The 14,737-nt window shown below is 28.3% G+C and carries 11 protein-coding genes; all 11 read right to left on the reverse strand.

What is annotated here, in order from left to right; all coding sequences use genetic code 11:
• Positions 1-82: 82 nt before the first annotated feature.
• The 11 genes from dnaE to nuoL are packed head-to-tail and all read right to left on the reverse strand — an operon-like array spanning position 83 to position 14,736.
• On the reverse strand, positions 83-3,499 hold the full coding sequence (gene dnaE / locus ACTT9C_RS04965) for a DNA polymerase III subunit alpha (RefSeq protein ID WP_440923394.1): 3,417 nt from the start codon (positions 3,497-3,499) through the stop codon (positions 83-85).
• Entirely contained in the window at positions 3,486-4,169 is a 684-nt protein-coding gene (locus ACTT9C_RS04970) for an ABC transporter ATP-binding protein (protein WP_440923395.1), read from the reverse strand. Before ACTT9C_RS04970 ends, dnaE begins: the two co-directional genes overlap by 14 nt.
• On the reverse strand, positions 4,162-5,355 hold the full coding sequence (locus tag ACTT9C_RS04975) for an FtsX-like permease family protein (RefSeq protein WP_440923396.1): 1,194 nt from the start codon (positions 5,353-5,355) through the stop codon (positions 4,162-4,164). Before ACTT9C_RS04975 ends, ACTT9C_RS04970 begins: the two co-directional genes overlap by 8 nt.
• Before the next feature lie 35 nt (positions 5,356-5,390).
• Complete coding sequence (gene proS / locus ACTT9C_RS04980; protein ID WP_440923397.1) at positions 5,391-6,725, reverse strand: proline--tRNA ligase; 1,335 nt, start codon at positions 6,723-6,725, stop codon at positions 5,391-5,393.
• 1 nt (position 6,726) lies between these two features.
• Complete coding sequence (locus ACTT9C_RS04985) at positions 6,727-6,972, reverse strand: DUF1467 family protein (protein ID WP_440923398.1); 246 nt, start codon at positions 6,970-6,972, stop codon at positions 6,727-6,729.
• Positions 6,972-8,630, reverse strand: a complete 1,659-nt coding sequence (locus ACTT9C_RS04990) for a ribonuclease J (protein ID WP_440923399.1) — start codon at positions 8,628-8,630, stop codon at positions 6,972-6,974. The genes ACTT9C_RS04985 and ACTT9C_RS04990 overlap by 1 nt, the downstream gene beginning before the upstream one ends.
• The gene (locus ACTT9C_RS04995) at positions 8,627-9,376 is read right to left on the reverse strand and encodes a type III pantothenate kinase (RefSeq protein ID WP_440923400.1); all 750 of its coding nucleotides are present in this window, start codon (positions 9,374-9,376) and stop codon (positions 8,627-8,629) included. Before ACTT9C_RS04995 ends, ACTT9C_RS04990 begins: the two co-directional genes overlap by 4 nt.
• 8 nt (positions 9,377-9,384) lie before the next feature.
• On the reverse strand, positions 9,385-9,924 hold the full coding sequence (locus ACTT9C_RS05000; RefSeq protein WP_440923401.1) for a biotin--[acetyl-CoA-carboxylase] ligase: 540 nt from the start codon (positions 9,922-9,924) through the stop codon (positions 9,385-9,387).
• Positions 9,924-11,342 carry an NADH-quinone oxidoreductase subunit NuoN gene (gene nuoN, locus ACTT9C_RS05005; RefSeq protein WP_440923402.1) on the reverse strand — a complete coding sequence of 473 codons (1,419 nt, stop codon included), beginning with the start codon at positions 11,340-11,342 and terminating at the stop codon, positions 9,924-9,926. Before nuoN ends, ACTT9C_RS05000 begins: the two co-directional genes overlap by 1 nt.
• On the reverse strand, positions 11,339-12,823 hold the full coding sequence (locus tag ACTT9C_RS05010) for an NADH-quinone oxidoreductase subunit M (RefSeq protein WP_440923403.1): 1,485 nt from the start codon (positions 12,821-12,823) through the stop codon (positions 11,339-11,341). The genes nuoN and ACTT9C_RS05010 overlap by 4 nt, the downstream gene beginning before the upstream one ends.
• Positions 12,823-14,736 (reverse strand): NADH-quinone oxidoreductase subunit L, encoded by a 1,914-nt coding sequence (gene nuoL / locus ACTT9C_RS05015; RefSeq protein ID WP_440923404.1) that lies wholly within the window; start codon positions 14,734-14,736, stop codon positions 12,823-12,825. The genes ACTT9C_RS05010 and nuoL overlap by 1 nt, the downstream gene beginning before the upstream one ends.
• Position 14,737: the final 1 nt, after the last annotated feature.

Here is a 14,737-nt window from a genome sequence, read left to right on the forward strand (position 1 = left end):
AGGTATAAAACCAAAAACTGTGTGCGTTTTTGTTAATTTAGTGACTATGTACAAAAATTTTTTTTATTAAACAAGCTTAAAATTATCGAATAATCGCAGAAATCTCTTTATTTCTAATTATATTTAACATTTTTCTGTTGATATTTCTCTTATTCTTAAGTGTAAAATCTAATTCATTATTTTGGTCTCGTAATTTAATTTTAACAATTGTATTTCCATCATCAGGGATAATTTTTGAGATTTCGTTTAATTCATTTAATGATTTTAAGTTAAAAAGTACCTCTTCAATTGGTTTATTTATCAACTCTGAAAGTGAGGCTATTTTCTGAACATTTATTCTCTTAAAACGATTTTCTTCATCCGAAACAGATTTGGCTAAAGTTAATATTATTGATGATCCTTCTTTCAATATTCCACGATTTTTTTCTAAAACCTCAGAAAAAATGAATAATTCAAAAACACTAGTTAGATCAGTTAATTTTAAAACAGCATAGGGATTTCCTTTGGCAGTTTTTCTTTCTTGTATTTTTAATAAAGTTGCAGCGATATTTGAATTAATTATTTCATTATTATTATTAAAACTTAGGTAGTCTTTTATGTTATAGTCTTCAAATATTTCTTTAAATTGATTTAAGGGATGATCAGATATAAAGAAGCCAACAGACTCAAATTCTTTGGACAATCTCTCTTCAAACTTCCAGTCATCAATTTTCATTATTACTTCACTATCGGGGGTATTATTTTCACCAAATAAATCAATCTGATTAGCAGATTTATTTTCATAAATATTTTTAGATTTTGTAATAAAATTTGGTATTGAATTGAATAACGAATGTCTATTTAGATTTATATTATCAAAAGCACCTGCTTTAACTAAACCTTCTAATTGTAATTTGTTAATATCCTTTGGATTTACTCTGTTTAAAAAATCATTAATAGAACTAAATTTTCCATTTTTAATTCTTTCCTCAACAATATTTGAGACCGCTTCATATCCTACAGCTTTAATAGCCCCTAATGCATAATAGAATTTTTCTCCATCTGTTCTAAAATCTGCATAACACTCATTTATATCTGGTCTTACTATTTTTATTTTCAATCTTTTTAATTCCTCGTAAAATTCACTTAATTTATTTTGATTAGAAATATCCATTGTCATTGATGCAGCGATAAATTCTTTTGGATAATATGTCTTTAGATATGCCGTTTGATAAGAAATTATTGCATATGCAGCTGCATGACTTTTATTAAAACCATATTCTGCAAAAGGCTCTATTTTCAAAAATATTCCTGCAGCAACATCTTTACTAATACCATTGTTTACAGCACCAGAAATGAAATTTTGTTTTTGTTTTTCTAATTCTGCTCTTTTCTTTTTACCCATTGCTCTTCTTAGAATATCTGCTTGACCAGCAGTAAAACCGGATAATTTTTGTGCAATTTGCATTACTTGTTCTTGGTAAATTATTACTCCATAGGTAGGCCGTAAAATATCTTCAAGTAAAGGATGTAAATAATCGGGTGTCTTTATTCCATGTTTGCAATCATTATAAATTGGTATGTTGCTCATTGGACCTGGTCTATAAAGTGCTACCAGTGCAATAATGTCTTCTATGTGATTTGGTTTCATTTGCATCAATGCTTCACGCATTCCGGTACTTTCAATTTGAAATAAACCAACAGTTTTGCCAGATGACAAAAGATCAAAAACTTTTTGATCTTCAAAATTTATGTTTTCAATATTAAACTTTTTATCTTTTTTTCTTATTAGTTTTTGAGTGTTATTTATAACTGTTAAAGTTTTTAATCCCAAAAAATCAAACTTGATTAATCCTGCATTTTCAGCTGAGTACATGTCAAATTGTGTTGAGGGTAATAATAAGTCAGATGTTGCGTCCTTATATAATGGTACCATCTCAGTTAACTCTTTGTCTGCTATCACTACACCTGCAGCATGAGTTGCAACATTTCTATTTAGTCCTTCTAATTTTAATGAAAGATCTGTAAGTTTTTTTACTCTACTATCTTCATTTATCAGTTTTTGAAGTCTTGGTTCTCCAGCAATACATTCTGTAAGATTTTGCGGCCTTGATGGGTCGAACGGAATCATTTTTGATATACTGTCAACAAAACCATAAGCCAATCCTAAAACACGTCCAACATCTCTAATAACCATTCTGGCCTTTAATTTTCCGAATGTGATTATATGAGCTACACTATTTTCATATTTTTTTGTTAAATATTTAAAAACTAAATCTCTTTTTTCCTCGCAAAAATCTATATCAAAGTCAGGCATTGAAATTCTATCTGGATTTAAAAATCTCTCAAAAATTAGGTTAAATTTTATTGGATCAACATCAGTTATTGAAAGACACCAAGCGACCAGAGAACCAGCACCAGATCCTCTACCAGGTCCAACTGGTATATCATTTTCTTTTGCCCATTTAATATAGTCAGATACAATCAAAAAATAACTTGCATAATTCATTTTAATTATAATTTCTAATTCATGATCTAATCTATCTTTATATTTCAAATAATTCTTGTTAGATGCAAAATCTTTATTGTCTAAGTTAAATATCTTTATAAATTTTTCATTAAGGCCATCTAATGAGTTTTTCTTTAAGGTTTCGTCTGCGCTGATGCCTTTATCAGAACTGATATTAGGTAGTATAGGTTTGGATGATAAAGGTCTAAAATTACATCGAAATGGAAAGTTATAATTATTTTCTAATGCCTCAGGTAAATCAGCAAATAGATCAACCATTTCAGAATTAGTTTTAAGATAATGCTGATTGCTAAATCTAACTCTGTTTTTTTCGTTTACGTAAGTTTTATTTTTTATACATATCAATGCATCGTGTGCTTCATGCATATCTTTATTTATATAAAATACTTCATTAGTAGCGATTAGAGGAATATCTAATGTTTTTGAACTTGTTAAATTAAATTTTTCAAACTCTTTTTCATTTAAATCACCATGACGTTGTATTTCAATATAAAATCTATCACCATAACAATTTTTTAATTTTAAAAAAATTTCTTGAATTTCAGCATATTTACCTTTGTTAAACAATTGTCCAAAAAAACCATTAACCGTTCCAGAAAATATTGCTACTCCTTCATTTTTATTTAGTAGCTCATCAAAATCTAAATGCGGTTCGGAAAGCTCGTCATTTTTTAAAAAAGACAATGAAGATAACTTTATTATTGTTTTATATCCATCTTCATTTAATGCGAATAAAGGTATAAGACCTGTTGTATCACCCAATTTAAAATTAATTTGAGTTCCAATTATTGGTTGAGATCCAGATTTAGATAATTTTTCAGCAAACTCTAAGGCACCACATAAATTGGAGGTATCACACAAACCAATTGCTTTTAGTTTATTATCTTTAGAAATATCTTTTAAATCATCCAACTTGATAGCTCCTTCGCAAATAGAAAATTGAGAATGTATTTTTAGATGATTAAAATTTTCAGAATTAGACTCTTGCATTAATGGTTTTTATATTACCATTAACTATTTCCAACATGCAATCTGCCTTTTTAGCAAAAAATCTATTATGAGTTGCAAAAATAATCAGTCGGTTTGCATTTATTTGTTTTTTTAAAAGATCAAAAATAATCTTTGCGGTTTCTTGATCTAAACTTCCGGTTGGTTCATCAGCTAAGATAACTTGGGGATCATTAATTAAAGCTCTAGCTATTGATACTCTTTGTTTTTCACCTCCAGAAAGTTCTGCAGGATAATGGTAAATTCGATTCGATAAACCAACTTTTTTTAATAATTTTTTTGATTTTATTTCTGAAATTTCTTTATTTTTTTCAATAGCAAGATTGGCCAAATATACGTTTTCTAAAGCTGTGAAATCTGGAAGTAAATTATCCTGTTGATATATAATACCAATTTTATTAGCTCTTAAAACGTCATTATAGTTAGAATTTTTATAATCTATTTGTTTATTTCCATATTTCATTATACCACTTGATGGTCTATCGATTAATGACAACAAGTTTAGTAGTGTTGATTTTCCAGAACCAGAGGGTCCCATTAAAGAATAAATTTTTCCAAGTTTAAAATTATAAGTTAATTTTTTTAAAACTCTCAAATTTTTTTGGTGAGTAAAAGACTTAGAAATATTTGAAAGTTTAATAAAATTATTCATATTTTAATGCTTTAACAGGGTCAAGTTTTGCTGCTTTTAAAGCAGGGAAAATTGAAACAATAATTGTAATAATTATTGAACATAGCGAGATTAATAAAATTGATGGCGGGTTAATCTCTGAGGGCATCGTACTTAAAAAATATATTTCTTCTGGAAACAAACTTATGTTAAACAGAGTGCTTAAAAATTGTCTTAAACTTTCAACATATATTGAAAAAGTTACACCAAGAATAATCCCAAAAATTGTGGCAGATGTTCCTATTATTACTCCAACTAGAAAAAATATTTTTACAATTGATTTGTTAAGTACACCAATAGATTTTAATATCGCAATATCTTTTGTTTTGTTTTTAACCAATATAGTTAAACCAGAAATTATATTAAAAGCGGCTACAATAATAATTAAAGACAATATTATAAACATTACATTTCTCTCAACTTTAAGAGCTGAAAAAAGTGCACTATTCATATCTGACCAAGAATACACAAATTCATTTTTAAAAATTTTCTGTACTATTTCCTTTTGATCTTCAATTTTTTGAGGGTTTTTAAGATAAATTTCTAAATTTCTATCATCCTTTTTTAGATTAAAGAACTCCTCTAGAGTTGATAAATTTATAAAAGCTATATTGTTGTCAAAATCAACAAGTCCACTTTCAAAAATTGATACAACTGTAAAAGTTTTTTGTTTAGGTATATTACCTATTATTGTCTCAATTCCACTTGAGGACATAATTGTAATATCATCCCCTATATTAAGATTAAGAGTAAAACTGAGCTCTTTCCCAATTGAAATAAAATTTTTAGTTAAGTTATTTCTGTTGCCTAAAAAATTTTTATTCTTTACTAATTCAAGTTTTGGGAAATCATTATTTTTATAACCTCGCAATACTATTCCTTTGGAGGTCTCACTTTTAATCATTATGGCCTCACCTGAATTGCTTAAAATCAATTCATCAGAAATAAGTTTTAAATTGTTAAGTTTTAACTTTTCAATTTCGATTACATTTTCATATGGTTTGACAGTTATATGAGCATTGAAACCAACTATCTTATTAATTAGTTCTGTCCGGAAACCATTCATGACTGACATAACAATTATTAGAACGGCTACACCAAGACTGATACCTATAAAGGAAAAAATTGAAATGACATTTAGAAAGCCATCTTTTTTTCTAGCTTTCAAAAACCTGAGGGTAATTTCTTTTTCTAAAGTAGAAATCAATTTTTTTCTTTTTGTTTTTTGATTATTTCTATTATTTCAGCTATTTTTAATTTTTTTGTTTCTTTTCCAACTTCTTTAAATTCTATTAAGTCACCCTCAGTTTGTTTACCTATTATTATTTGATATGGAGCACCTATTAAATTCATCTTTTTTATTTTTGATGAAAAATTTTCATCAGTATCATCAATTATTGCGTCAATGTTGTTTTTTTCTAATTCAGAATTAAACTTATTTGCTTTTTCTAATGCTGAATTATCATTTTTATTTATCATCGTTATTATTCCAATATCATATGGTGCAACAGATATTGGCCATTTCATGATTTCATTTTTCTCATCGTATTTTGCTTCTATTATTGCACCTACTAACCTTGAAACTCCTATGCCGTATGAGCCCATTTTAACAAAATCTTTTTTACCGCCAGGAAGATCTACTGATGCACCCATTGGTTTTGAATATTTGTCACCAAAATAAAATATATGACCCACCTCAATACCTTTAGTTTTCAATCGATTAGTTTCTGAAACTTTTTTTTCAAACTCATTATTGTCAAATTTTTCATCAGTAACTGAGTAAAATTCTTCATATTTTTTTCTCAGGTCCTCCAACGATTTTTTTTCTAATTTTGTGCCCTCACTTTTCAAATCAAAAATTCTCTTATCTGTATAAATTTTACTTTCACCAGTTTCAGCTAAAATAATAAACTCATGAGAAAGGTTACCTCCTATAGGTCCAGTATCAGCAGCCATTGGAATGGCAGTAAGATCTAATCTCTTAAAAGTTTTTAAATAAGATAAAAAAAATTTATTATAAGAAAATAAAGCTTCCTCATCAGAAATATCGAATGAGTAAGCATCTTTCATATAAAACTCTCTACATCTCATTATTCCAAATCGTGGTCTAATCTCATCTCTAAATTTCCATTGAATATGATATAAAAGTTGCGGAAGAGATTTATAAGATTTAACTGATGCTCTAAATATATCTGTTACAAGTTCTTCATTGGTTGGGCCGTAAAGCATTTCACGATTTTGACGATCTTTTATTCTTAGCATTTCTTCACCGTAGTCCTCGTAGCGCCCACTCTCTTTCCATATTTCACTTGATTGTATGGTTGGCATCAAAATTTCTTGAGCTCCAATTTTGTTTTGCTCTTCTCTAACAATATCCTCAATTTTTTTCATGACTTTAAAACCTAATGGTAACCAAGAGTAAATTCCTGCTGATGATTGTTTAATCATTCCCACACGTAACATTAATTGATGTGATTTTATTTTGGCTTCTGAAGGATTGTTTTTTAAAATTGGAATAAATGATTGTGAAATATACATTCTAAGTGATTATATTTCTTAAATTTAAATATTCAAATTTCATAAGTAAGTAAATAATTATAAACAAAACTGTTGTAATTCCAGTACAATAAACAAATTTCTTTAACATTTTTGGATTTTCTGGGGAGCCTGGATCCTCACCCTCAATTTTAATCACTTTATTTCTCTCTACATCTATTGGTAGAATTGCAAAGAAAATTATCCACCAAATAATTATATAGATTATTGCTAATCCTGTGAGGCTCATTAAATCTTAACCAAGTTAATATTAGCGAATGGTTTTTTTCCAGTTTTTTCTTTAGTAAATTTACGACAAGCAATTTTTAGTGCATCAATTAAATTGTGTTCTTGCTGTTTATTACCAAGTTTAAATGTTCTTGATGTTTTTTCAATTTCATCTTCTAGTCCATATAAAAACTCCTCTTTCTCATAAACAGGCAATCCCTTGAAAGTGATTATTGGACTATTGTGGATATTTCCCTTTGGAGTAATTAAAATTGTTATTTCCAAATATCCATTACTACTCAAATTTCTTCTGTCTTTTATTGACTGAGAATCTTCTTCAACACTAACATTTCCATCTAAATATAATCTACCACTCGGTGCTTTATCATAAACTTCTGGTTTATCTCCAGGTGATAATTTTACAATATCTCCATTTTCAACTTGAACAGGATGAGGAACCTGCATTTCTTTTGCAAAATTGATATGTTCTATCATATGTCTGTGCTCTCCATGAACTGGAATAACACATTGGGGTTTGACCCATTGATACATATCTTTAAGATCTTCTCGATTTGGATGACCTGATACATGAATAAATTCAGTTTCTTCAGAGATCACCTCGATACCATCTTTCACTAATTGATTATGAAGCTTATAAAGTTTTTTTTCATTACCTGGAATAATTTTTGATGAAAAAATTACAGCGTCATCTTTTTCAATAAATACATCTGGATGAACATAATTTGCTATTCGCATCATTGCTCCCATTGGTTCACCTTGACTACCTGTGCATAAATAGAGAATTTTTTCTCTAGAGAAATTTTTTGCATCCCTAGGATCAATAGGTTCAATTGTATTTTTTAAATATCCACATTGTCTTGCAGCCTTATAAATTCTATGCATTGATCTTCCAACTAAAGATATCTGTCTCCCAGATTTTTCAGCGCAATAAAAAGCTGTTTCCATTCTTGCGACGTTTGACGCAAAAGAAGTAATGATAACTCTTTTTTTTAATCGATTAACTATATTTAACAAATTTTTTCTTACATCTAACTCTGATCCTGATCTTCCGGCACTAAAAACATTTGTTGAATCACAAATCATTGCTAAGACACCCTCATCACCTATTTCTTTTAACCTTTTAGAATTAATTTCATCACCGATTAGTGGATTTGGATCAACTTTCCAGTCTCCAGTATGTAGAATTACACCTGCTGGGGTTTTTATTCTCAAACCATTTGGCTCTAGTATTGAATGTGTTAAAGTGATGTATTCAATCTCAAACTTTTCTAATGAAATATTTCCATTTAATTCAACAATTTGTAGATCTTTAGTAATATCAATATGTTTTTCTTTAAATTTTTCCTTTATCAAAACAGCTGTGAACGGTGTTGCGTATATCTTACATTGAAGTTTTGGCCATAAATGAGCAATTGCTCCAATGTGATCTTCATGAGCATGGGTAAGAACTATACCTAATAAATTATCTTTCTTTTCAACAATAAATCCTGGATCTGGATAAATTAAATCTATTCCAGGAAGAGTATCATCTGCAAAAGTAACACCAATATCAACCATGATCCATTTGTGGTCGCCTGGTAAACCATAACCAAACAGATTCATATTCATCCCAATTTCACCAGATCCACCTAGTGGACAAAATAATAATTCTTCTTTCATCTATTTAATAATTTAGAAATTTTTATAAGACCCTTAACAGTGATATCTTTGTTTTCAATAACTTTTGTTTTAATCGAATTTTTAAATAAATCAGAAAAGCCACCCGTAATAACAACCTTATAAGATTTTCTTGTTTCTTTCTTAATCAAATTAATAATATTGTCAATTAAGCCTGCATAGCCCCAAAAAAAACCTGATCTAACAGCTGAATTCGTATCAATTCCAATTACTTTTTTTATTTTTTTAAGATTAATTTTTGGTATCAGAGTAGCCTTATCAGTTAAAGTATTTAATGAAATACTTATACCGGGAGCAATAACGCCTCCTCGGTAAGTATTATTTGCTAATACATCGAACGTTGTAGCTGTGCCAAAATCTAAAATGATGAAATTTTTCTTAGGACTCATTAAACTTATTGCATTTGCCAGTCTATCAGAGCCGACTTGTTTAAAGTTTGCTTTTATATTTAGAATAGATTTTAAATTGAGATCTTTTATTTCATAACACTTAACTTTAGTTTTTTTTGATATAAATCTTTTAATAGAGTTAAAAGTTTTTGGGACAACGCTACAAAATAATATCTTTTCAATATTCTTGAAATCTTTTGTTAAAATTTTAAATTTTTTATTAAGAATTGAGTTTGTTATTGATTTTGATGGTAAACTTATTTTTTTTAAGATCTTATCTTTAGGATTTACTAAAAATAATTTGGTTACTGAATTTCCAATATCTCCTAAAATAAGCATATTTATATTTATACTCTTTTTTTAATAAATCTCTTTAAATTATTTTCAAAAATCTTTTTTAGTTTTAATTCAAATTTTTTTTTTGATATATCTTTGTTTATAAGCTCTCTTAAATGAGTAGTTGGATAATTTCTTATAAAGGGACTTTTTATTAAATTTACTCCGATACCAACAATCAAATAAGTACTATTAAATTTATTCACTTTTTCTTGTAATATTCCACATATCTTTTTTTTTTGGATTAAAAGATCATTAGGTTTTTTAAAATGAATCTTTTTTTTATAATATTGTGAAATACATTTTTTAACTATTAAACAATTAATTTTAGTTAATTTATTTAAAGATATCTTAAAGTTTTTAAGATTATAAAAAAAACTTACGAATAAATTTCCTTTATAGGAAACCCATTTTTTTCCATATTGGCCTCTACCATTAACTTGCAAATCAGATAAGATCATACCAAAATCATAATTATAATTTTTGATTATTCTTATTGCGGTATTGTTGGTACTTTTTACTTTATTAAATCTAAATATTTTAAATTTCATTAAATTATATTGATTTTTGAAACTACATCAATCAATTCACTAGGAAAAATAAAGTACATTAAAATTAGTATTGTAGAAACTGTTAAAGATAACTTCAACCAAAGGTTATGATCTTTGTCGTAACTATCTTTTTCCTCATCAAAATACATTATCTTAATAATTCGCAAGTAATAAAACGCTGCTACTACTGTTGATAATAGTCCAACAATAGCTAAAAAATACATTGACTGTTCAATGACAGATTTAAAAATATAAAATTTTGCAAAAAAACCTGCTAGTGGTGGTATTCCGGCTAGAGAAAATAGAATTATCAATAATGAAATTGAAAGCAAGGGATGATTTTTTGATAATCCTGATAAATCATCTATTTGTTCATAATAAATATTGTTTCTTTTCATCATTAACAAACATGAAAAAAAACCTAAGTTCATGATAATATAAATGGTCATATAGATAACTGAGCTTTGAATCCCTTCATTAGACCCAGTTGCTAAACCTGCTAATGCATATCCAATATGACTAATAGAACTATAAGCTATAAGTCTTTTAAGATTTTTTTGTCCTATTGCTGCTATCGCACCAAAAAGCATGGATGCGATTGATAAAAAAACTAAAATCATTTGCCACTGATCAATAAGATTTAAAAAAGGAACATATAAAAATCTTATAAAGACAGTTAATGCTGCTATTTTAGGAACCATTGTAAAAAATAATGTTACAGATGTTGGCGATCCCTCATATACGTCTGGGGCCCACATATGAAAAGGTACAGCAGAAATTTTAAACGCTAAACCCACCAAAATAAAAACTATTCCAAAAGTAATAGCATATTCATTTGTATTAAATTGGTTTGAAATAACATTGAAATTTGTTGAGCCGGTAAAACCATAAATTAAAGAACAACCATATAATAATAAACCTGAGGATAATGCGCTTAAAACAAAATATTTTAATCCTGCTTCAGATGATTTTAATTGATCTCTATTAAATGTTGCCAAAACATATAAGGCTAATGACTGAAGCTCTAAACCCATATAGAAAACAATTAGATCATTAGAGCTAATCATAATCATCATGCCCAATACAGAACTTAGAATTAAAATTGGATATTCAATTTTGAAAATTTTAAAGGTTCTTAAATAATTTGATGAAATTAGCAAAACTACAAAAGCAGCCAATAAAGTTATAATCTTCATGAATGATGACAAATAATCAATGATAATACTCTCATTAAATAGAGTTGTTGGATTAATACTTAAAGTTTCATTAAATGTAATGACTGCTGTAATTAATAAAACTAATAATGAAATATTATGAATTATTTTTGAACTATCTTTTTTAAAAACCCCTAAGATAAGTAAAAACATTATTGATAATGAGATAAAAATTTCTGGAAATATTAATTCAATATTACTCATTGTTTACTTGCCACACTGAAAGTGTATGTATCTATTAAATCTCTTATTGAAACTTCAATAGTGTTAATTAATGGTTCTGGATAAAAACCGAAATATAAAGTTGGTATGGCTAAACACGTGAGCGTGAACGCCTCTGATTTATTTAAATCAATCATTTTTTTTAACTCAGAGTTTATTAGTTTTCCAAAAATAACTCTTTTGTACAACCAAAGCATATATGCTGCTCCAATGATAACTCCTAAACTTGCTAATACTGCTACTAAAAAATTATCTTTAAAAGCAGCCATTAAAATTAAAAATTCACCAACAAACCCACTTGTTCCAGGTAATCCTAAAGCAGCTAAAGTAAATACCATAAATAAAATAGCATATTTGGGTATAACAGTAACAATACCTCCATAGGTTGCGATCAATCTAGAATGCATTCGATCATAAACTACACCAACACATAAAAATAAAGCTGCAGATACTAGACCGTGGCTGATCATTTGAATTATACTTCCTTCAATACCTTGCTGTTGAATGGTAAATATTCCTAAAGTAACAAATCCCATATGGGCCACAGAAGAATATGCTATTAATTTTTTCATGTCCTCTTGCATTAAAGCTATTAACGACGTGAAAATAATTGCAATAACACTTAATGCGTAAATTAAAGGAGTAAAAACTTCTGAAGCAGAGGGAAATAATCCCAAAGAAAATCTTATAAAACCGTATCCAGCCATTTTAAGCAAAATCGCTGCTAACAACACAGATCCAGCAGTAGGAGCTTCAACGTGTGCATCTGGAAGCCATGTATGAACTGGCCACATTGGAGTTTTTACAGCAAATGAACTAAAAAAAGCTAGCCACAACAAATTTTGATATTTCGTGTCTATACCTAATTCATAAAGTTGAACAACATCTGTGGTGCCTGTGATCCAATAAATTGAAATTATTGCCACTAACATTAGAACTGATCCCAAAAGAGTAAATAAAAAAAACTTAAAAGCAGAATAAACTCTTCTTGCTCCACCCCAAATTCCAATAATTAAAAACATTGGGATTAATCCAGCCTCGAAAAATAAGTAAAAAACAACAAGATCTAGAGAACAAAAAACACCTATCATGAAAGTTTCCATAACAAGTATAGCTATTAAAAATTCATTTAATCTTTTCGTGACTGAATTATTAACTGAAATTATACATAAAGGAGTAATAAATGTTGTAAGAATTATAAAAAGTATTGATATTCCGTCAACTCCTACTTTGTAATTAATTAAACCTTTGATCCAAATTCTATCTTCAACAAATTGGAAAGCAGAAGTTGTTTGGTCAAATAAAAACCATAAATAAATAGATAAAAAAAAGTTTACTAGAGATGTAAATAAAGCAACATATTTTGCAGTAATCTTATTTTCACTTTTACTTTTTGTGAAAAATAAAAAGAGTGCTCCAATAGAAGGTAAAAGTATTAAAGAGGAAAGAATTGGGAAATTCATTATTTAACAATTAAGAAGGTTAAAAAAGCAGAAAAACCAAGTAACATTATAAATGCATATTGATAAATATAACCACTTTGAAATTTGTTGGCTTTGATAGAAAATTTTTTAATTATTCCAGAAATACCATCAGGTCCAAAGCCATCGATAACTTTAATATCAAAAAACTTCCACAAAAATAATCCAAATTTTTTCGAAGACTTTACGAATAAAGTGTCGTAAATTTCGTCAAAATACCATTTGTTTAACAGAAATTTATATAGTGGCTCATTAATATTGACTAGTTGGGTTGGAAAATTCTTGTTTTTTACAAATAAATAGTAAGCAAGTGGTATAGATAAAATTACTAAAGTTGGAGTTAAAATTAAAAACCATAATGGTGGATGATCGGTACTTAATGGTTCTAAAAAGAAAATTGATTCATTCCAAAAATTATTAATTCCATCATAACCTATAAATAAATTCTTAAAAATAAATCCAGCAAAAATCGCTCCAATAGATAATATTATCAAAGGTATTAACATAACTAGAGGAGACTCATGTGTTTCCTCAATCTTAAATTCCTTGTTGTTATATTGTCCATGAAAAGTTTTAAACATCAGTCTCCAGGAATAAATTGATGTTAAAAAAGCTGTTAATATACCTATTCCAGCTGCATAATATCCTGTAGTAGTACCACTTAAATATGCAAATTCTATAATTGCATCCTTAGAATAAAAACCAGATAGCAAAGGAAAGCCTGTTAATGCCAAAGTTCCAATTATCATTAAAGCATAAGTGTAAGGTAATTTTCTCCATACTCCTCCCATGTTATTTATATTTTGCTCATCTTTAAATGCATGGATAACTGACCCTGATCCTAGAAATAATAACGCCTTAAAAAATGCATGAGTAAATAGGTGAAACATTGCAACATTATATGCACCTACTCCAGCAGCAAAAAACATATAACCTAATTGACTGCACGTGGAATAAGCTATGATTTTTTTTATGTCTGTTTGAACTAAAGCTACACTCGCTGCAAAAAAAGCGGTACTCATACCTACTACAGTGACAATGTTTAAAGCTAACTCTGAATATTCGTATATCGGTGAACATCTTACGACTAAAAAAACTCCAGCAGTAACCATAGTGGCTGCATGGATCAAAGCTGAAACAGGTGTTGGGCCTTCCATTGCATCTGGTAACCAAGTATGTAAAAAAATTTGAGCCGATTTACCCATAGCACCAATGAACAATAGTATACAAATTAAATCTATCGCATTAATCTGAATACCTAAAAAATTAAGTTTTTCATCTACAACTGTTGGGATTTGATTAAAAACTTCTGTGTAGTTAACTGTACCAAATAAATAAAAAATTAAAAATATACCAAGAGCAAAACCAAAATCTCCAACTCTATTTACAACAAACGCCTTAATAGCTGCTGCATTTGCAGTTTCCTTTTTAAACCAAAAACCAATTAAAAAATACGAGCAAAGACCAACTCCCTCCCAACCAAAAAATAATTGAATAAAATTATCAGCTGTTACCAACATTAACATCGCAAACGTAAATAATGATAAGTAAGCCATAAATCTTGGTTTATGAGGATCGTGTGACATGTATCCAATCGAATAGATGTGAACTAACGCAGAAACAAAAGTTACGACAACTAACATTACTGAGGATAATGCATCAATTTTCATTGACCAGTTTACCTCTAGTGATCCAGAATTAATCCATGTAGCGATCTTAATATTTTCCTCGTACTGATTAAAAATTACCTCATAAAATACAATTGCTGAAAAAATAGCTGAAATTGATACTAATAAACTTGTTACTATTTCAGAATTTCTGTCGCCTATGAATTTACCAAAAAATCCAGATATAATTGAAGCAATCAATGGCAATGCTAAAATTGAAATTTCCATT

The organism is Candidatus Pelagibacter sp., from assembly GCF_052049575.1.
GTDB lineage: Bacteria > Pseudomonadota > Alphaproteobacteria > Pelagibacterales > Pelagibacteraceae > Pelagibacter.